Annotated in this window: 18 protein-coding genes and 1 other annotated feature; of the genes, 4 read left to right on the top strand and 14 right to left on the bottom strand. The window is 52.8% G+C overall.

Annotation, left to right across the window (positions count from 1 at the left end; all coding sequences use genetic code 11):
* Positions 1 to 215: 215 nt before the first annotated feature.
* The 5 genes from EH198_RS00310 to EH198_RS00290 all read right to left on the bottom strand — a co-directional run bounded on the left by EH198_RS00310 (position 216) and on the right by EH198_RS00290 (position 4,800).
* On the bottom strand, positions 216 to 869 hold the full coding sequence (locus tag EH198_RS00310; RefSeq protein WP_185702694.1) for a flagellar brake protein: 654 nt from the start codon (positions 867 to 869) through the stop codon (positions 216 to 218).
* A gap of 182 nt (positions 870 to 1,051) precedes the next feature.
* Complete coding sequence (gene ypeB / locus EH198_RS00305; RefSeq protein WP_124693567.1) at positions 1,052 to 2,404, bottom strand: germination protein YpeB; 1,353 nt, start codon at positions 2,402 to 2,404, stop codon at positions 1,052 to 1,054.
* A gap of 349 nt (positions 2,405 to 2,753) precedes the next feature.
* The gene (prsW, locus tag EH198_RS00300) at positions 2,754 to 3,449 is read right to left on the bottom strand and encodes a glutamic-type intramembrane protease PrsW (protein ID WP_124693566.1); all 696 of its coding nucleotides are present in this window, start codon (positions 3,447 to 3,449) and stop codon (positions 2,754 to 2,756) included.
* Positions 3,450 to 3,572: 123 nt separating this feature from the next.
* Complete coding sequence (locus EH198_RS00295; protein WP_124693565.1) at positions 3,573 to 4,184, bottom strand: genetic competence negative regulator; 612 nt, start codon at positions 4,182 to 4,184, stop codon at positions 3,573 to 3,575.
* Positions 4,185 to 4,449: 265 nt separating this feature from the next.
* A complete protein-coding gene (locus EH198_RS00290) occupies positions 4,450 to 4,800 on the bottom strand; it encodes a hypothetical protein (RefSeq protein WP_124693564.1) in 351 nt (116 codons plus the stop codon).
* A 94-nt stretch (positions 4,801 to 4,894) separates the two neighbouring features.
* Here EH198_RS00290 and EH198_RS00285 point away from each other — a divergent pair, with 94 nt between their 5' ends.
* Positions 4,895 to 5,887: a polysaccharide deacetylase family protein gene (locus EH198_RS00285; RefSeq protein WP_124693563.1), complete on the top strand. Its 993-nt coding sequence runs from the start codon at positions 4,895 to 4,897 to the stop codon at positions 5,885 to 5,887.
* Between the two features lie 119 nt (positions 5,888 to 6,006).
* On the opposite strand, the gene EH198_RS00280 is transcribed toward EH198_RS00285, so the two are convergent.
* From EH198_RS00280 to EH198_RS00270, 3 genes are read right to left on the bottom strand one after another with little or no spacing between them, the layout of a single operon-like run.
* Positions 6,007 to 6,840 carry a metallophosphoesterase gene (locus EH198_RS00280; RefSeq protein ID WP_185702693.1) on the bottom strand — a complete coding sequence of 278 codons (834 nt, stop codon included), beginning with the start codon at positions 6,838 to 6,840 and terminating at the stop codon, positions 6,007 to 6,009.
* Positions 6,834 to 7,247 (bottom strand): hypothetical protein, encoded by a 414-nt coding sequence (locus EH198_RS00275; protein ID WP_124693561.1) that lies wholly within the window; start codon positions 7,245 to 7,247, stop codon positions 6,834 to 6,836. Before EH198_RS00275 ends, EH198_RS00280 begins: the two co-directional genes overlap by 7 nt.
* Positions 7,244 to 7,837, bottom strand: coding sequence for a CPBP family intramembrane glutamic endopeptidase (locus EH198_RS00270; protein WP_124693560.1), 594 nt, complete (start codon positions 7,835 to 7,837; stop codon positions 7,244 to 7,246). The genes EH198_RS00275 and EH198_RS00270 overlap by 4 nt, the downstream gene beginning before the upstream one ends.
* A gap of 82 nt (positions 7,838 to 7,919) precedes the next feature.
* Here EH198_RS00270 and EH198_RS00265 point away from each other — a divergent pair, with 82 nt between their 5' ends.
* The 3 genes from EH198_RS00265 to EH198_RS00255 all read left to right on the top strand — a co-directional run bounded on the left by EH198_RS00265 (position 7,920) and on the right by EH198_RS00255 (position 12,463).
* Entirely contained in the window at positions 7,920 to 8,819 is a 900-nt protein-coding gene (locus EH198_RS00265; RefSeq protein WP_124693559.1) for a hypothetical protein, read from the top strand.
* 89 nt (positions 8,820 to 8,908) lie between these two features.
* Positions 8,909 to 9,136: a binding site (T-box leader), on the top strand.
* Positions 9,137 to 9,387: 251 nt separating this feature from the next.
* The gene (gene serA, locus EH198_RS00260; RefSeq protein WP_124693558.1) at positions 9,388 to 10,980 is read left to right on the top strand and encodes a phosphoglycerate dehydrogenase; all 1,593 of its coding nucleotides are present in this window, start codon (positions 9,388 to 9,390) and stop codon (positions 10,978 to 10,980) included.
* 232 nt (positions 10,981 to 11,212) lie between these two features.
* A complete protein-coding gene (locus tag EH198_RS00255) occupies positions 11,213 to 12,463 on the top strand; it encodes a methyl-accepting chemotaxis protein (RefSeq protein ID WP_124693557.1) in 1,251 nt (416 codons plus the stop codon).
* Between the two features lie 130 nt (positions 12,464 to 12,593).
* Here EH198_RS00255 and glpK read toward each other — a convergent pair whose 3' ends face one another.
* The 6 genes from glpK to EH198_RS00225 all read right to left on the bottom strand — a co-directional run bounded on the left by glpK (position 12,594) and on the right by EH198_RS00225 (position 20,010).
* A complete protein-coding gene (gene glpK / locus EH198_RS00250; RefSeq protein WP_124693556.1) occupies positions 12,594 to 14,099 on the bottom strand; it encodes a glycerol kinase GlpK in 1,506 nt (501 codons plus the stop codon).
* Positions 14,100 to 14,312: 213 nt separating this feature from the next.
* Positions 14,313 to 15,752 (bottom strand): HAMP domain-containing sensor histidine kinase, encoded by a 1,440-nt coding sequence (locus EH198_RS00245; protein WP_124693555.1) that lies wholly within the window; start codon positions 15,750 to 15,752, stop codon positions 14,313 to 14,315.
* Complete coding sequence (locus tag EH198_RS00240) at positions 15,753 to 16,469, bottom strand: response regulator transcription factor (RefSeq protein WP_124693554.1); 717 nt, start codon at positions 16,467 to 16,469, stop codon at positions 15,753 to 15,755.
* Between the two features lie 75 nt (positions 16,470 to 16,544).
* Complete coding sequence (ccsA, locus tag EH198_RS00235; RefSeq protein WP_124693553.1) at positions 16,545 to 17,807, bottom strand: cytochrome c biogenesis protein CcsA; 1,263 nt, start codon at positions 17,805 to 17,807, stop codon at positions 16,545 to 16,547.
* Positions 17,804 to 19,489, bottom strand: coding sequence for a cytochrome c biogenesis protein ResB (resB, locus tag EH198_RS00230; RefSeq protein WP_246014050.1), 1,686 nt, complete (start codon positions 19,487 to 19,489; stop codon positions 17,804 to 17,806). The genes ccsA and resB overlap by 4 nt, the downstream gene beginning before the upstream one ends.
* Positions 19,486 to 20,010 carry a redoxin domain-containing protein gene (locus EH198_RS00225; protein ID WP_124693552.1) on the bottom strand — a complete coding sequence of 175 codons (525 nt, stop codon included), beginning with the start codon at positions 20,008 to 20,010 and terminating at the stop codon, positions 19,486 to 19,488. Before EH198_RS00225 ends, resB begins: the two co-directional genes overlap by 4 nt.
* Positions 20,011 to 20,022: the final 12 nt, after the last annotated feature.

Below are 20,022 nucleotides of genomic sequence, written 5' to 3'. Positions count from 1 at the left end.
TACCGAAAGGTCCGAATTCCAAATTCTTACCTTCTGATATCTTCAAGAAAAAAGCAGGCATTGCCTGCGACTTATAAAATTATACCACAGTTTATACGGTAGTGCAAAATCGCATAGACTCAAAATATGGGTTATAAAGCGGGGATAAACGGCGAATTTTGGAGAATTCGGAAACTCTTTGCGACAATATCACGTGAAAAAATAATAAAAGCCCGTTAACGGTTGCGGAAATCAAATTGCCGCTCGAAGCAGAAACGAATTATTTTTTGCCGCTCGCCATCCTGAATGTTCACGAATTTGAGCATGGCGAGACTCCGTCCGTTCTCAAGCTCCTTCATCCGGACAACTTCGGCTTCAAAGGATGCATGTTCGTTCGATCCGTTGCGATAAGGGACAAGCAGCCAGCACTGCAGCCGCTCCCCCAGTTCCAGTGATACGTTCGCGTCCGTCCAGAATGACGTTCCGCCGCCCCCTACATCTTCGGTATGGACCAGAAACCGGCTTCCTCCCTTGGTTTTGGCCGCAAGCTCCAGCTCTGCGCTGACCCGCAGGAAGCTTCGTCTTTGCATTTTAATAATTTCATCCTCCGCCGGCTTGCGCACACGCACCATACGGATGACATCTTCCTTGAAACCGAGCACATGCGTGTAAAAATAGTTCTTGATTCCGCCCTCGCTCATAAAATAGACCGACAACTCGTCCCCTATATGAAGTTTCTTGAGCCGTCCGCTGCCTTCCTGCATCGGAATTTCGATCAGAAACGATTCGTCTTCCCATTCCGTAATTCTGGACCGGTATTCAGTTTCCGATTCAGTCGCGTCGCTGGATGCCGCCTTTATGAACAGATGGTCGTTGATTTTGGGATACAAGCCTGTCACCGCCGTTTAAATTAGTAAGATATTCTATAATGGCGATTATACCATGCGTTTCGACAGCCTGGTGAGAAAATATTACTGAATCTTCCCCAGTTAGTCATCCATTCTGCTGAATCCGGCCGCAACATAAAACAGGGCCACCCGGTTATGGATGGCCTTTTTGAAGTCCCAATAAATTATTGTTTCTGCGCTCCGGAAGCGGTTCGGATCTCCTCCACCGATTCTTCTATGCCGGTGCTTGCGTTCAAATAGATGCGGTATTGCGACCCGTTGATGCGGCCCCCAAATTCGTAAGTGAGCACCTCTTCCCCGTCGTCGTTCTCGATCCAGGCCAGACGGTTGTACATTTCGCGAAGACCGGGGTTCAGTTTTTTCCGCGCTTCCGCAAGGCTCATTCCCGGCTTCGGAATTTTGCGGTTCGCCTGATGCTCGCCCACGTAATCGCTGGATTGAAATCCGGTGACGTCGCCGGTATCCAGTCCGGAGCGGACCGTTATTTTTTCAGGATAGATCAGCACTCCGTCCTGCTCCGTTACAAAAGTGAAGTTTCCCAAGTTGTCAAACCGGTCGGCGCTTACCGGCACCATATTCGAATAACCCTTGCGCTCCAGGAATTCGCCTGCCTTGTCTGCCGCCTCTTCCATCGATACCTTGGGTCTTCCGACCTCGCGGTTATTATTATAGGAAATCAGCAGTCCGCCTTTAGTCGTAAAATCCATGCTGACCGTTTCTTTCGCTCCGCTTACCGTCGCCGTGTACGAAGCCCATTCTGTGTCTTTTCCGTTTTCGGTAACCTGCACCTTCGCTCCTCTTCCGGCATCCGCATACTTCAACGCCTTGCGGCGGATATCATCCGCCGAAACCGGGGGACCGGTCAGCTTTTTGACGGAACGTTTATCATAGACGCTGGCAACAGAAGGCCCCCAATCCAGCTCCGGATATGCGCTTACCCGTTTGTCCACCGTCTTGAAACCGTCGATAATTGTGTTGTCTTCGGCCTTTTTCTCCGATGCCAGAGCCGACTCGACATCCATCCAACGGAGGTGGTTCGTGATAACCTTGTTCTGAACTTCCTGAAGATCCTTTGAGATTTCGCCTGAATTTTTATACAGGGCCATCATGTTTTTCATTTCCCCGTCGGTCAGAGGCTTGGTCGTGAAATCGCGCACCGCCGCCTTGTAAGAGAAATTGGATATTTTGGAGAGGAACTCTTCTGTTTTGCTGAAAGGCAGCATCGTCAGGGGAAGCTGATTGATTTCATTTTGCGCCTCGCTTGTCAGACGCCACACATTCGTAAGACTCTTGCGGTGCATTCCGTCGGAGGTCGAATTTACGGCAAGCGTATTGCCGAGTTCACCATGCAGCCGCTCCACATGATAGGACAGGTCATGGAAGGCACGCTGATATTGATTCTCCGCTTTCAGCAGGACCGCGTTTTTCTCCTGATTCTCCTGGTAACCCCATACAAGCGCTCCGATGAGCAGCAGAGCCGTCAACGGGAACAATACGGCACTCATTCTTCTGTACATATGGCTGAAAGACTCCCTTCAGGTAACTTATTGCCCTTAGTTTGACAAAAGTTAAGAAGTCTTATGCACCGCCGCACAGGGAACGCGTCAATGCTAACGGCTAAGTAAACGCAAAAAAGAGCAAGCTCGCATTTCATGCCTGCTCTTCAATCAAAAAACCCTCGGTGCAGTTGCATAGGCATTGCTTGAATCCCGTTTGAATAATGCCATGAGTCTTTATGCCGCGCAGGATAAAGCTTTCGCCGCACTGCTTGCACACGATCCGCACTTTCACACGCAAAAAAGACACCTCGCCTCCGAGTGAGTTTCTCAGTGGAAAATCTTCCCGGTAACAGTGTGTCCATCTGCGTTAAAGATTAATCTCTTCCTCCCGTTTCAACAGGCGAAAAGGCGAAAGGCTGTTGGCCCGCGCCACCTTGATCATGCCCCCGTACCATAAAAAAGCCATAAGCGGAACGATAAACCAGATCCAATAGCTCGATGTCGTATTCAAAATAAAGTCGTAGATTCCGTGCCACATCCAGGGAAGGAGCAGCGATACGGCAAGTATTCCGCGGCTTCTGGCCCCTTTCGAGAACTTGGCTCTGCCGAGATGATAACCCATTACAACGCCGAACATGGCATGCCCCGATACCGGCAGCAGCGCTCTGAGGAACATGGAACCGAGCGATGCGTGGCTGTACCAAGCGTACATCACATTCTCAATTGTCGCAAAACCGAGCGATATTGCCACAGCGTAGAGAATACCGTCATACGGCTCGTCGAACTCGGTGTGATTGTAGATGATATGATACATCACGAACCATTTCAGGCACTCTTCCACCCCGGCGGAAATCAAAAACGATTCCGTGTACGGACCCGCATCCAGCCCTAATGACAGCCCTCTTTGAATAATCATAACCGGAAACACAATCAGCAGCCCCAGCAAAAAGACCTTAAGCACCATATGAAGCGGCTCCTGGTCATACTTGTCCTTCAGGTAAAAATAAATCAGCAAGGCCAGACCCGGTGCCACTGCCGATGAAACTACCGATAACAAAAGCACCGAACGTTCCTCCCCGCTAGCGAATATAAAAGAATAGGCCGGCTCTTTCCCTATGAAACAGGCAGGGCCAGCCGGCGTTGTTGACAAGGGAAAGGGAATGCCAAAGCATACGTCCCTCCCGCTTTATTCTTGGCGTTTGAAAAAGGCGCAAAGCTGCTGAACGGCGTTCTCTGCCATAACCGTCTTGCCGTATTCGTCCAGCACCGTTTCGGTTACCGGGGAAGAATCCCCGAATTCCGCAAGAACAGCCACGAGCGCCGACAGCGCAGGCTCCTCAAATTCCTTCGGATCAAAATAGAGATACCATTTATTGTTATAGGAGTAAAGCTTGCCTGCGGAAGTAATATTGCCGATAAGCACATGCGCCGCTTCAACCACGACTTCGAAATCGCGGAAAGTGTAGACGATGGAGTCCGCTTGTTCAAGGGTAACTTCCATCTCATAAATCTCATCGGGCAGTTCTTCTTCTCCAGACGCTCCGTAATGATGATCGTATTTGCCTCGGGTGACGATGACGACCATGCCTTGTGCGGGCAGAGCAAACACTTCTACGGCAAGAGGACCGGTTGCGTCAAATCCAAGTTCGTTGTAAGCCTGATCCATCATCTCCGTAAAAAGGTCATGAACTTTGGGGACCTCCTGCCACATGTCTTCCTTCTGGATTCCCCGCTCGCTCAGGTCGTCAAAAGTGAGGAAAATCCGTATCTTATCTTGACTTAAACGCTCTATTCTCATGACAGGATCCTCCTTTTGAAAACTCAGGTTTATTATAGTGTATGATGAGTCCCGAGTAATGAGCCAAAAATGGTTATTATGGTGATTGATATGTATGTATGTTACCATTTTGCCGAGATAAATGCACGTAAATATATAGGCGGAGCACCCTACATTTTTAAAAATATGTGACTTGTCGGCTCTAAGTAATAACCTGGCTGTCAAAAAAAAGAACCATTTTGGCGATGTGAAATCTCCAAAATGATTCTGCAAGCATTAGTTACGGTTACAAACCCGGTATGGCCGTATGGGTTTCTTTGAGAATCTGTTCCACATCCCGTTTCACTTCAGGGTTGCTGCGGATGAAATCCTTCAGCATGCTGAGGTTGGCCTCCTTGGAGCGGACAGTCGATTCCGCCTTTTGCCCCTCCGGCCGGGAGCTTTCCATTTTCGAATGCTGCTGGCCCGCGGATGTGCTGCCGAAGCCTGTCATTGCCATATCCATGATTTTGTTCTTGGCTTTGCCGGCTGCGCCGGACTGTCCCAACATAGGAATGAACATATTCCGCTTCTTGGACATGAGCATGCTGGTGGTGGCGCCCAGCATTACTCCCCATAAAAATGACGAAGTCTTCACATTTATTACCTCCTTGTATGGTAAAATCATGACTAGTGTTCGCGGAAAGTTTCCGCCTCATACAGCCTAACGACAGGAAAGCGAGTTGAAATAAGTGGGTAAACAGACAGCAGCGCTGCTGATTGCCGCCTTTCTGCTGACATCGTGCAGCAGCACCGGCGGCGGCTCGAACAATTCGTCCCCGGGCGGCGGTTCGGCTGCTCCGGCGCAAAGCGCGGAAGTCTCACCTTCTCCGGCCGGGGCCGGAACGGCGGCAGCACCCGGTCCCTCCCCACAGGTATCCGATGCCGGCCTAAACGTCACAGCTGCCGCTTCGTCGCCTGCCGCGTCGTCGCCTGCGGCTTCGGCGTCTCCGGAAGCTGCCGCATCGGCTGCCGTAGGATCGGGTGACAGCTCCCCGGGTGGGGGAAAGCAGTCCGAAAGCGGGATGAATGCGGAAGTGCCGCTCCTGTATCATATGAACAAAAACTACGACATCAAGCCCAATGATGAAAGCACGAACAAGAAGATCGTGCTGCTGACATTCGACGACGGTCCGAAGGAAGCCAAGACGATCAATTCAATCTTTGACACGCTGGAGAAGCATCACGCCAAGGCGATCTTTTTCGTCAACGGCTACCGAATCAAGGAACATCCGGAGCTGCTCAAGCTGATCCAGGAACGCGGCGGAATCATCGGTAATCACAGCTGGGATCATATCGTTCTTAAAGACAAACCGTATTCGGCTGTAAAAAAGCAGATCGAGGATGTGCAAAGAATCGTTAAGGAAGTCACTGGGGAAACGCCGGTGTTTTTCCGGCCTCCACACGGCGCGGGCGGAGACGTCGGCAAAAAGGTCGCTGCTGAGAACGGTCTTCTGTATATGACCTGGTCCAACGGCTCGCTGGATTGGACCATGGGCGAAAAGGAAGCCGACAAAACAGGGAAAATCATCAAGAACGTTACCGACCAGCTGCATTCCGGCAGCAATATTCTAATGCATGAGCTGCCATGGACGACCGAGGCGCTGGACACGCTGCTGACCACGCTTGAGGGCAAGGGCTACGGCTTTGTCGACCCGCGCAGCATCGAACTGAAGATGCGATAAATTTAAGAAGCCCCATTCTCCGCTTGTATATGGAGAATGGGGCCTTTTATTGGGGCTGCGTTATCTGTTGATACCGCTATGTTACATGCGTATATTCCTTAGTACACCAAGCCAATCATTTACCTGCCAGCCGCCGGCCTTCTCAGCGTCAAGATGTTCAGTTCGGCGGGGCTTCTCCAGCGCAGCGGCAGATGGGCGGTGCCGAATCCGCGGCTGATCAGCAGTTTGGCTTTTTTTCCCGTACCGTCTCCTTTGGGCCACAAGAACATTCCGGCCGAATACGTATGGTAAAAGGCTTCGACATGTCTGCGTCCGATGAAGGGCAGCACCACCTGTCCACCGTGTGTATGGCCCGAAAGGATGAGATCGGCCGGGACTGTTTCTCGTTTCAGCAGCCACATCGGATCATGAACGAGGATCATCCGGCATTCCCTCTCCTTGCCTGGGGGCATCCCCGGCAGAGGAGCATAGGCGACTTTGCCGCCTGTCCTCGGGTAATCTACGCCGGTGAGCCAAAGCTCCGTCCCGCCCTTTTTCAGCGGAATATTCTCGTCCGCCAGCAGCCGAACCCCGTTTTTTTCGAGGATACGGTCGACCTCCTCAATTTCCGCCTTGTAATCATGGTTGCCGTGCACGGCATAGACGGGCCCGATGGAAGATAGCAAGGCCATATTGGCGTGAAGACGCTGGAGAGGACTGCTCTTCTCCGTCATATCTCCGCCCACCAGGACGAGGTCGACTTTGCCCTTTAAGCCGGACAGCATCCCTTGGGGAAGGCTCCGGCGGTGGATGTCGGTCACAAGCAGAATTCTGTAACCGTCGAATGGTCCGGGGAGAGATTCCAGTTCGATATCCGTTTTGACTAGGTGGCTGCGGAAAGCTCCGGCAAGCATGACTGAACCGATCGCTGCCAAGCCGGCTGCGGTAAGCAGCAAGGCCCAAACCGCTACCATAGCGTCCTCAGCGGCGGTGCGCCTTTTATCCCCCACCATACCAGCAGGATCAGGAGCATCATAAACAATACATTCAGCGAATTGACAAACAGCTTGCTAAGTTTTATTCGCTCCGACCGGTAGGTTACCGAGCGGGACGGAGCCGACTGCTCCTCTTTCTCTCCCGGTCTGGGCCGGTCTGCCCTTCTTCCTCCCCTTGAGGTCGCGGTTTTCCGGCTTGCCTGACCGGACTTACCGCCGTCGGCGGTCCTTTTTCGGGAGCGGGACAGGGTTTGCGCGGATCCCCCTTCTTTTTTCTTTGCAGAAGAAGCTTCCGCTTTGCCCCGATTGCTTGCATTGGCGCCGGATGTTGTCCCGCGGTTCTTTTTGTTCTGACGGGACTTTATCCGGCTGAGCTCATCACTCATGACTCCCTCCTGTAGCGAATCACCAGCCCTGAGAACAGGTCGATGATGAAATGGCATAAAATCGGCGCCCAGATCGTTCCGGAATAGATATAGATAAGTCCGAGACCGTAGCTGCTGGCAAAAACCCAGCCTGTCGGAATCCAGTGCCTCAAATAGCGCACATGGATTATGGCGAACAGAACGCTTGTCCAATAGGGCCCGAAGGCATATTGTATGGCTCCGCGAAACAGCAGCTCCTCACAGATGGATACGATGGCGGCAATGAGCGCAATATGCCAGATCGGCCTGCCCCGGAACAACAGTTCGTTAATACCGCCGTCATCCATCGTTTCTTCGGGGACAATATAGGTTAACACGAAGTCCACGACGAGCATAATGACCGCAAGACCTAGGCCCCAGGCCGCAAAATGGACACCGTCGGGAAAATTTAATACGTGAAAAGGGTTTCTTTTCTGAAATAATATCCAGACCAAACCGATAATAAGGGTAAGGCCCTGCGTAAAATACAGATTAATCAACAGCAACCGGTCGGTTAGCTGCTCCGGGGTTGCTTTTTTTACTTTTATATCGCCGAATTTAAATTTTTTCATTATAACCTGCCTATTCCCTAATAGTGTATATTCCAGATGATAAATTCCAATTTATCCTCATAGAAAAAAGGAGCCGTCGCTTATGAATCGCCTCACATCCCGAACCCCATTGCTGTATACGCTCGGATTTTTGTTCTGCCTGATCTTTGCCTTTGCCGTGTTTTTTACCGGAGTGAAGGTCGGGGCTGACAAGGTAGAGGGCAAATACGAGAAAATAATGGCCGCTGAGCAATCCGCGAAAAGTTACACCTCTTACCGGCAAACGGATCTCGTTACTTTCTATCATAACGTATTTTCGCCTTATCGGGAATTCAAGCGGAACTGGAACGAAAAGGTCGGCCGTCTTGCCGGAGGCGCCGAAGACAGCTCTGATGTACTCAAAAGTCTCCGCTCTCTCGCGGATAGCGCCTATGCGCAAGTAAATCAGGCCTCCCTATTCACCGATTCCCCTCTTTTGGAGCGGGGCCAGCTTAATATCCTGAAAAGCCTCCGCCTTTTCTCCGAAGCGGCGAATCAGGCGTCCGCGGCCTCCGGAGGAGCCCAGGCGGCGAAGACGCTGAAAAGTGGCGAGCTCGCGGCGGGCGCGATCAAATACGGCCTTTTGGGCCAGAGCAATTATTATACCTCGATGCTGAAATGGGGTTCCCAGGCGAATTCTTCCATTCCTTCCGAGACGGGGAATCCAAAGGTTATTTCGATTGGAGAATGGAAAAAGATGCCCCTCCTTCTCAAGAACGCCGCCATCGCGGATATTTTGCTTAATCGAAGCGTTTTTGCGGATTATGACCCGCAGGACGTAACAGCCAAGATCGATAACCTGATCAACTCAGGCATGGCGGCTTCCCTGAAGCTTCAGAGCATCCAGAGTGCGACGTCCTTGCTTGTATCCACCGATGCCTTCGGGGAACGGGATTTCTCCAAATGGCGCCTGCAGTACTACGGCAAGGAGACGCTGCCCGAGCTTCCGTTCTTTTACGACTAAGCCGGCTAATGCATCATATCATAATTATCCGGCAAAATCCTATTGACACATGTGGCACAGCCATGTTACATTATGAAAAATTAATCAAGCAAAAAACGATGATGGAACAAAGTTACTGAAGGTCTTCAGAGAGCCGGCGGGTGGTGCAAGCCGGTGGCGGACAGTTGTCTTTAGCGCTCCTGAGATATTGTGTCGAACTTTCAGTAGGCACAATCGGATCATCTCCGTTACCAGTGTTCCTGTTTACAGGATAATGAGGCTGCGTCTTTAAAGGATGCGGTGAATTAGGGTGGTACCACGATACTCTCGTCCCTTACCGCGGAAGCGGTATGGGGTCGGGAGTTTTTTGTTGCCTGCTTTGCGACGTAACGATCGTCCGGAAGGCATACCTTCGTCCCAGGTCCGGCTGCAGCCTTGCTCTTTGCTGCGGCACCGCGTTGACGCTTGCCTGAAAATGCGGTATGATCGCCTTCGCCTGAGGAATAATTGTTAAGGGTAATCCGGAGAGCCCTTTAGGGCCTCCTCAAAAATATAAAGTGTATACACATTTAAGGAGGAAAAAGAAAGCATGTTTAAAATTTTGGTATCGGACCCGATCAGCGATCTGGGCATCCAACAGTTGACGGAAGCAAGCGACGTAACGGTAGACAAGAAAACGGGACTCAGTGAAGATGAACTCATTGCAATTATCGGCGAATACGACGGTCTGCTTGTACGCTCGCAGACAACCGTCACTGAGAAAATCATCGAAGCCGGGTCCAAGCTGAAGGTTATCGGACGCGCCGGTGTCGGCGTGGACAATATCAATCTGGAAGCATCTACCAAACGCGGCGTAGTCGTTATCAATGCTCCGGATGGCAACACGATCACTACCTGCGAGCATGCTTTTGCCATGATGATGGCTCTGGCCCGTCACATTCCCCAAGCCTATGCAAAGACAGTGGGCGGCGTGTGGGATAAAAAATCGTTCCTCGGCGTGGAACTTCGCGGGAAGACGCTCGGTGTTCTTGGCATGGGCCGGATCGGAAGCGAAGTCGCCAAGCGCGCCAAAGCGTTCGGCATGAACATTTTGGCCTATGACCCGTTCCTGACGCAAGACCGGGCGGAAAAGCTTGAAGTTACGCTCGCATCCGTCGACGACATCGTTCGTGGGGCTGACTTCATCACGGTTCATACACCGCTGACGCCGCAAACACGTCATATGATTTCTGGCCCGCAGTTTGAGGTCATGAAAAAAGGCATGCGCATCGTCAACTGTGCACGCGGCGGCGTAATTGATGAAGGGGCGCTCGTGGAAGCTATCGATGCGGGCATCGTGGCCGGAGCCGCATTCGACGTATTTGAAAAGGAACCGCCTCAAGCGGATCACCCTTTCCTGTCCAATCCGAAGATTATCGTTACTCCGCACCTTGGCGCATCCACCGTGGAAGCGCAGGAGAACGTGGCAATCGACGTGTCCGAGCAGGTACTGCATATTTTGCGGAACGAGCCGTTTATCAATGCCGTCAACATTCCTCCGGTTGCGCCAAGCGTTATGAACAAGCTGCAGCCTTACTTTAATCTCGGCGAGAAGCTCGGAAGCTTCGCTTCGCAAATTACGAAGGGCGCCATCAATGAAATTCATCTGGAATTTGCCGGAGACCTTTCGGATGTTGATACACAGCCGCTGAACCGTTATATCGTTAAAGGCGTGCTGTCCCGCCACTTCGGCGGAGACGTCAATATCGTCAATTCCATGCACTTGGCCAAGACACGCGAAGTCAATGTCGTTGTGACGAAAGCTTCGAAAACCAAAGGTTTCACCAACCTGATTACCGTGAAGCTCATTGCCGAGGGCGGAGAAGAGCGCATCGTAGCCGGTACGCTTCTGCAGGGATACGGCGAACGGATCGTTCAAGTGGGCAAATTCCCGATCGATATTGCTCCGGAAGGCCATCAAATCTTGGTGTCCCATAACGACAAACCGGGCATCATCGGCAATGTGGGTACGCTGCTCGGCCAGAACGATGTCAACATCGCGTCCATGCAGGTGGGACGGGTCGTTGTGGGCGGCGAAGCCGTTATGCTGCTGACCGTCGACAAAGAAGTGCCGAAAGACGTGCTTGTGAAGCTGGCCGCTCTGCCGGAGATCAACACGGCTACTGAGGTCGTACTGCTGTAAATTGTTCAACGCTAACTTGTAAGACGGTATAGATAAAGCGCCGGCTGCCCATTTCGAGGGCAGCCGGCGTCTTTTTTTATTTTTCCATAAGAAACACCGGCACAATCCTGCCGTCAATATCGGCCTTTTCACCATGTCAGGCATACAAAAAGATTAAGCATTTTTCACAATAGACCATGACCGCCTAAAGTCCTATACTGATACAGTAAAAATTTTCAAGGGGGAATTTCATATGGCTTGGATGAGCAAGCTCCCGCTGAACCAAAGGGTACTCGCGGGTTGTTTTCTGGTGGCAGCGTTATTCTCGATCCCGGTACTGGTCGTCTTTGCGTTAATCGGCAAGTTTATTTGGGGGTTCATTCTGATCGCCGTGCTGGTCGGCCTGACCTATCCGTTATCCCGTTTCATCGAGAGAGCGCTTACAACTACTTTTGAGGAAATCTCCACCGTGACTCACAGAATTTCAAAAGGGGATTTCACCGTGCGAGCCGACGAATCGGGCTCCGTTGGTGATATCAGCCGCACTTTCAACTCCATGATTGACAAGCTTAGAGTCATACTGAGCGAAGCCTCCCAAATCACCCGCCATGTTACGGACGCCAGCCGCGGCATTGAGGACAAAAATCTGGAGCTTCAGATCGTTATGGCACAGGTCGCCTCTTCTTCCCACGAACTGGCGCAGGGAGCCAATGAAATCTCGAACGATATCGCCGGCATGATGGAATCGGTGAAGGGCATTGAGAACAAAGTGAAAAATTACACCCATGCGACAAAAGAAATGAACAACCGTTCAGAGCAGACATTGAGTCTTGTGGACAAGGGACGCCAATCCATCGATGTGCAGGCAGAGGGCATGCGCAGAAATATCGAAGCGACGCAAAAGGTCGCGGACAGCATTGAAGCCCTGTCGAAGAACGCGCGCGGTATAACGATGATTACGAAGACCATCTCAGAAATTGCCGAACAGACCAACCTTCTCTCCTTGAACGCCTCCATCGAGGCTGCGAGAGCAGGAGAACACGGCCGCGGGTTCGCTGTGGTTGCCGAGGAGGTCCGCAAGCTTGCCGAAGAATCGGCGACGGCCGCCACGGAAGTGTTCAAGCTCGTTCGGGGAATCGAATCGGACATGGCTCAAGCTGTGGAAAACACGGCGATCAACGAAGAAATTGTTCATATTCAAAATGAAAAAATCCTGGAATCCGGCCATATTTTCTCCGAGATTGTCCAGAGCGTTCAATACATAACGGAACAGATCGCCGTTTTTTCGGCCGAGAGCGATCAAATGCTTGAGAGTGCGCTCCAAATCTCGGGAGCCATTGAGAATATATCGGCGATCACCGAGCAGTCGGCAGCGGGCACCCAGGAAGTTTCGGCGGCGATGAATGAGCAAATCCGTGCCCTGAAGGGCGTAGCCGAAGAGACTGAAAAAATGACCCGGGCGGTCCTGAACCTGCAGAAAACGATTCATATTTTTAAATTTTGAGAGAACCCCGGCAAGAGTGACCTAACAACCAGCTGATGCCGGCCATATCGCAGAAGGCGGACCGCGTCTCCCCTAAGGGATCGCGATCCGCCTTTTCAAGTGTAAGGCTATTTAGAGGATAGGCCGCCAACTACCCCCGCGGAGACTCATGCTTCTCCCAGCCCCTGGTCCGCGAAACAGCATCATGCCAGATGTGATAGCGTTTCTCCCGTTCTTCCTGCGGCATGGCTGGCGTGAAGGTCTTTTCCGCTTTATTGAAGTTCCGCAGCTCTTCACGGCTCCAGAAGCCCGCGGCAAGTCCCGCCAGCAGAGCTGCGCCCAGCGCCGTCGTCTCCGCATACGTCGTACGCGTCACTTCGCTCCCCAGAATGTCGGCCTGGAACTGCATCAGCAGATCGTTGCGGACCGCCCCGCCATCCACCCGAAGCTCGGCAAGCGGCATTCCGGCATCCTTCTCCATCGCGCCAATTACATCCCTTGACTGAAAAGCAAGCGATTCCAGAGTGGCGCGTACAAGGTGGGCGGACGTCGTTCCGCGCGTTAACCCGAATACCGCTCCTCGGGCATACATATCCCAGTACGGCGCGCCCAGTCCGGTAAAAGCGGGCACAACAACAACGCCCTCACTGTCTTCCACCTCCCGGGCCTTCTGCTCGGATTGCCCCGGATTTTCGATCAGGCCAAGGCCCTCTTCCAGCCACTGAACCGCTGCACCTGCAACGAATACACTGCCCTCAAGCGCATAATACAGCTCTTCTCCCATTCCCCAGGCCACCGTCGTCAGCAGCCCGTGCCGCGAGGCTACCGCTTCGCTTCCGGTATTCATCAGGATGAAGCAGCCCGTGCCGTACGTATTTTTGGCGCTCCCGGGTTCTAGACAGGTATGACCGAAGAGCGCCGCCTGCTGGTCTCCCAGCACTGACGCGATAGGGATTTCCGCTCCGAACCACTGCTTAAGCGCCGTCCCGAAGGACCCGCCCGACATCCGGACCTCAGGCAGCAGCCCCGCCGGAATATTCAGCTCGGCCATTAGCTTCTCGTCCCAGACTCTCCGGTGCAGGTCGAACAGCATCGTACGCGACGCGTTGGTAACGTCCGTGGCATGCACAGCGCCTCCGGTAAGCTTCCAGATCAGCCAAGTGTCGACCGTTCCGGCCAGCAGCTCGCCCCGCTCGGCTCTTTCCCTGGCGCCTTCCGCGTGATCCAGAATCCAGGCGATCTTCGTGGCCGAGAAATAGGCATCCGCCACAAGGCCCGTCTTCTCCCCGATTTCCCGCTCAAGCCCTTTTCTCTTAAGCTCCTCGCACATCTCCGCGGTTCGACGGTCCTGCCATACGATAGCCGGATAAACCGGTTCGCCTGTCGCCCTGTCCCAGACGAGCGCCGTCTCACGCTGATTCGTAATGCCGATAGCGGCGATTTGCGAGGCATCGATATTGCCATTAACCATGGCGGCTCTTGCCGCCTTGAGCTGCATATCCCAGATCTGCTCCGGATCATGCTCCACCCAACCCGGTCGGGGGAAATATTGGGTAAGCTCGTATTGACCCTGGCCGGCAATTCTGGCATCTTCGTCGAACAGGATCGCCCGCGAACTGGTCGTGCCCTGGTCGAGCGACAAAATATAGCGGCTCATGACGCGCCTCCGCCCAGAAGCATATCTGGTAACAGGATGATTGCCGAAGAATAAAAAAAATGTTCAACGATTGTCGTTTTTCTCATGGAAAATCCTCCTGTTCTACGGATACCTATATTTACACCGTTTGTTCCACGGAGAACAAGATTTATCGGCTCCATTCAACAAAAAGCACCTCTACTGCAAGAGGCGCTGTCAAGAATTGTTTAAATTTTATTGTTTTTCGACAGGCAAACGCAAGGTAAAGCAGGTTCCTTCCCCTAACTTGCTGGCTGCCGAAATATGTCCCCTGTGGGATTCGACGATATTCTTCACGATCGCAAGGCCGAGGCCCGTACCGCCGGTTTCCCCGCGAACCCGCGCTTTGTCCGCTTTGTAGAAACGTTCAAAGATAAACGGAAGATCTTCGCTCGGTATGCCCACGCCTTCGTCCCGAACCTCGATTTCGATTTCCGAACGGTTCGAATAAGCGACCCAGTCAGCGACGATATCTATTTTTTTACCGGCGGGAGTATGACGGAACGCGTTGTCCAGCAGATTCGTCAGCACCTGCTCCAGCTTATCTTCATCGGCATCATGAAGCCATAACTCATTGCTCTTTCTAATGCAGTGAAGCTCGATTTCACGTTCCTTGGCGCGCACGGAGAATTTGCGGTATATCCGTTCCAGCAGCTCGTTCATGTCGACCGGGGATTTATGCAAATCCGTGTGTCCCGCTTCCATTCGGGCCAAATCAAGCAGATCCTTCACCAGCCGTCCCATCCTCAGCGATTCGTCGTGAATTACCTGCACAAGCTCGCTGCTCTCCTCCGGCGAAGACGCCATACCGTCAAGCAGAGCCTCGCTGTAGCCCTGCATCATCGACAGCGGAGTACGGATTTCATGGGACACGTTGGCCAAAAAGTCGCGGCGCATTTTCTCAAGTCTGACTTCTTCCGTCACATCGCGCAGAACCGCCACGGCGCCCTGAATTTGGTTATCCGAATAGAGCGGCGCCATATGCACCGACCATACTCCCTGGCGCACATGCACATTGGAGCTGTGATCGCCGCCTTCCTCAAGCGTACGTTGAAACAGAGGGCGGAGCGGAAGCGGAATGCCCTGGGCCTCACCGTCCGGTTCCTCAAGATCGGCTTCCCCCTCCTGCTCCCATTTCAAATCGCTCCAGCTCTCAAGCAGGGACTGGCCGTGCGGATTCGTCAGAACGATCCGCCCTTCGTTGTCGAAAGTGATCACGGGATCGCTCATGCTGCGGAGCACGCTGGACAACAGCCCTTTTTCATGATTCAGACTTCGGATCGTGCCCTCCAGTTCAGCCGCCATATGATTGAAGGAGGTCGCCAGTTCACCGATTTCGTCGCTTGTAACCAGCTTCAGCCGCTTGCCGTACTCTCCGCGGCGAATGGCGTTCGCCGCGGAGATGACCTGCTGCATCGGCTGCGTAATCTTCGTGAACAGAAATAAGGCGAAGAAGGTCGTCATGGAAAATCCGATCAAAGCCGTGTACATAAACAATCGTTTAATAGCGCCGGAATTGGCGAAATTGCTGTCAATGTATGGCAGCAGGAACAGCCCCAGTGTCATAAGCACGACAGCGACGAGACAGATAATCGTCACCCACAGCTTGCCGACAAGGCTTCTCCAGAAGTTCACTTATTTCGGGACCTCAAGCTTGTAGCCAACGCCCCACACTGTCGTAATCATAGCCGCGGATTCCGGCGACACCTTGTTCAGCTTCTCGCGAAGACGCTTGACATGGGTATCCACCGTGCGCAGATCGCCGAAAAATTCGTAATTCCACACATCTTTCAGCAGTTCCTCCCGCGAAAACACTTTGTCCGGCGATACCGCCAAATAATGCAGCAGTTCGTATTCCTTCGGCGTCAGGCTGACCTCCTGTCCTCCAGCAGTGACGCGGTGAGCGTCATGCTCGATGACCAGATGCGGAAATACGATATTGTTGCTGGAATTGGACTCCTTGGACAAAAAAGCGGTCGCCGAGGAACGGCGCATAATCGCCTTCACCCGGTAGATCACCTCACGCGGGCTGAAAGGTTTGACGACATAATCATCGGCGCCCATCTCAAAGCCCTGTACACGGTTAATCTCCTCGCCCTTGGCCGTCAGCATAAGGACCGGAGTAGACTTCACGTCTCTAAGCCGGGTCAGCACCTCGATACCGTCGATTCCGGGCAGCATGACATCCAGCAAAATTAATCCGTAATCGGCGGCGGTCGCTTTGCGCAGCGCGATCTCTCCGTCTTCCGCTTCGTCGATTTCATATCCTTCTTTTTCAAGATACATTTTTAGCAACCGGCGGATGCGTTCCTCGTCATCCACCACCAGAATTCTGTTCAGATGCTCTGCCATTTCACAACAACCCCTTCATCGAGTACAGTAGAAGATTACTCTGAGAATGGCGCTCCCATTTTCCGCCCGAAGAACTTAGTCTGTACCGGCGTACGAATGGAGTCCGGCAATAACCAGATTGACGCCAACCAGAGTAAACATGACAACCAGAAAGCCGAGTACGGCCAGCCATGCGGATTTATGGCCCTGCCATCCGCGGGCCAGCCGGAGATGGAGATAGGCGCTGTAAAACAGCCAAGTCACAAGTGCCCATACTTCCTTCGGGTCCCAGCCCCAAAATCTTCCCCATGCCACCTGGGCCCATATCATGGCAAAAATCAAAGCCCCCAGCGTAAATATGGGGAAACCGATGGCGATTGCCCGGTAAGTAATCTCGTCCAGATCGCTTTCGTCGATTCCATCGAGTGCAGGTTGAAGCGCTTTGCCCAGCGGCTTGCGGACAATGAGACGCAGTACACCGTAAAGTACGGCACCCGACAAAAGCGACCAGAGGACCGTATTGAGCTTCCTTCCGGCATTGACTCCTTTCATCCAGAAAGGCGCCTCGAAGAGCGGTTCCTTTATGCCAAAAAACGACTGGAAGCTCTCAATTTCGCTATGGTAAGGTGCCACAAGGGGTGGCATTTTATAACTGACTTTCTCTATTGTACTATCATTCTGCCCGGGATTGTCAACGGTAACATTGCTTCTAATAAAAACCGTCTCGTATCCCGCCCCCCGAAAAGCGAACACCGAAGCCAAAAATCCGATGATGACGATGATGGTGAACAACGTAAATTCGACTCCCCGCTGCTGGCGTTTGTCGCTTTTTGACGAGCTTTTAAAATTGACCGTGCGCAGCAGATACATCAGTCCCGCCGCAAAGCCTACGGCAAAAAACGATTCGCCGAGCGCCGCCAGCGTCACATGGATATTCAGATAAATCGATCTTAACGACGGAATGAGGGGCTGCACTTCCTGCGGAAACACGGCGGCGTACGCCATAACAATGATGGAAATCGGAACGGAGAAGAGTCCGAGCAGGATTTTGCGGTAAATGGAGAAAATAACGGTAAACGCAACCATCACCATCATGGACAGGAAGCTCATGAACTCATACATGTTGCTGACGGGAATATGTCCCCCGCCCGCCCAGCGGGTGAAGAAGTAGGCGAGATGGCACAGGAGTCCAAGGGATGAGGTGATAAAGGCGATCTTGCCCCAACGCGCGGTATGCTCCTCCGGCTTGCGACCGGACCATTTGCGTCCCATAATGGCGATGGTAAACAACATAAACGCTATGCTGTACAGGAAAAAAGCGGCGATAAATACATCATTGCTGAACTTTAGCAGATTCATGCCTGGCCTCCCCCGTTGTCCAATGATTTTTCATCCGCAGTGATATCCATTTTGTTCAGAAAAAAGCTTACCTCCCGCCGGAAGCCAAACCAGTTCTTGTTCGTATGCCCGCCAAGCGTCAGCTCTCCCCCTTCCACGATCAGCCATATCCGTCTGTGCTGCCAATAGAAGCCAAGCACCAGGCCGAGCATGACTATCCCGGCGCCGATCCAAACAAACGGCATTGCGCGGTCAACCCGGATGTTGAGATAACTGGTCGACTCCGAGAAATCGACGCCGCTCATATCACCCACCTCCAGCTCCAGAAAGCGGCCGGCTCCTCCAAGCTTGTCGTTGATCGCGTCCTGCTGAAATTCCGCCTTGTCGTTCTGCTTCGGAAAATAGAAATACTGCTCTCCGCCAGCCGGCAAATTCGGACCCTTGATCAGAAAAAGGAAGGCCGGCGAGTTCGGATACGGCGATTTGGATATCGGCTGCCCTGCCTCGTTCAGTCCGAACTCCATATATTTTTCCTTCAGTTCCAGCGTGTACGGGCCGGCGCTGAAAGAACGCTGCGGATTTTTCATCTCCAGCTTGAAGGCGCCGTAAGAATCCCCCGTCCTGGAATTCACAAGCTTCGGCGTCACCGAGCGCAGCACGGGTGTGAGGTCGTAGTCGAACTGATACGCTTTCATTCCTTTGTAGCTCAAAGGATCGTTAACCTGGATGGGATGGGAAGCCACCTTCGTGAGCTTAGGCTCCTTGGAAGGATCGCCGCAGTCCTCCGTGCATTCATAAAGCACCGCCTTCGTTTCATACAGCTTTGGCAGCACTTTTTTGCCGCGGAACTCTTCGGGCATCTCTTCATCGGAGTAGAACTCCACGGTGAATTTCTCGTTCTTCAAGTAATAGGAGGTGTCCGGAATGTGAATGAGATCTCCCTGGGGAAAAGCCAGATGCTGATCCATATTAAGGCCCGGCAGCCCTCTTGCCAGTACGGCAAGCAAAAAAACGATCAGACCGATATGTATAACGTAAGGTCCCCATCGGCTGAACCGGTGCTTCTCCGCCAGCAGCGCGCCGCCGTCCGTAAAGACACGATAGCCTTGTTTCTTCAGGGGCTGAACGGCCCTTGCCGTCCATACCTCCGGGTCCTCCGCCACCATCGTTACAAGAACAACCTTCTGCCGGGTGAGGAAACGTCGGTGCTTGCGGATTTTTTGCCGGCTGAGCGCTTTATAGAGAGGGAGCACGCGGTCCAGGCTGCAGATGACGAGCGATGCCCCGATCATGACCAGCAGGGTGATGAACCACCATGATTCATAGGTATGGGAAAGGCCGAGTCTGTAATAGATTTCGCCGGCTGTGCCGTAACGCTGCTCGTAGTACGTGGAAGGATCGATATTCAGAAAAGTGCTTTCTTGCGGAAAAATGGTTCCCAGCGTGGAGCCGAGAAGAGTCAGGACGATCAGGTAGATCGCGATTTTGACCGAGGAAAAAAAGTTCCAGACCCGGTCGATAACGTCAGGATCGGCCTTTTGGGAGCGGCGGGCCATGCCGTCATAGCGCATTTCAAGAGTCTCGCCGGATTCGGGGTCATCAAGCAGCGGTTTGCCGCATGCTTCGCACAGCACCGTACCGACCGGATTCTGGTGGCCGCATTCGCATTTCGTATTGACAATCAGGGGCAGACGTCCGTTCATGGATTCACCAGCTTTCCGATTTGCGCACTCAGCGTGCTGAGATCAAGCTGTCCGATATGAATCGTATCGACTTTTCCCTTGGCGTTGATAAAAAAAGTTGTCGGCAGGGGAGAAACCCCGTAGCGGCGCACAGCCTCCCTGTCCGGGTCCATCAGAATCGGGAAATCGACGCCGGTACCGTTTACAAAATTCTGGACCGTCATTTGATCTTCGCCGACATTGACGCCGACGACGACAACACCTTGGTCCTTCCATTGCTGCCATTGGGCCTCCAGCGCAGGCATTTCCTTAACGCATGGAGCGCACCAGGAGCCCCAGAAATTCAGGACAACCAGCTTGCCTTTATATTCGTCCAGCGTGTGGGTTTGGCCGTCCAGCCCGAGCAGCTCGATGGATGGAGCGCGGCTGCCCTCTTCGGGCTTGCCGCCGCCTCCAAACGCCGAGGTTCCAATCGCGTAACCGCCAAGCAGAACGATTAAAGCCAAAATGATGATTTGCACCGGTTTTCTCGCTTTGCCCACACAGATTGCCCC

The sequence above is a fragment of the Paenibacillus rhizophilus genome (genome assembly GCF_003854965.1).
GTDB classification, from domain to species: Bacteria; Bacillota; Bacilli; order Paenibacillales; family Paenibacillaceae; genus Paenibacillus_AQ; species Paenibacillus_AQ rhizophilus.
This window is presented reverse-complemented; position numbering and strand designations above follow the sequence as displayed.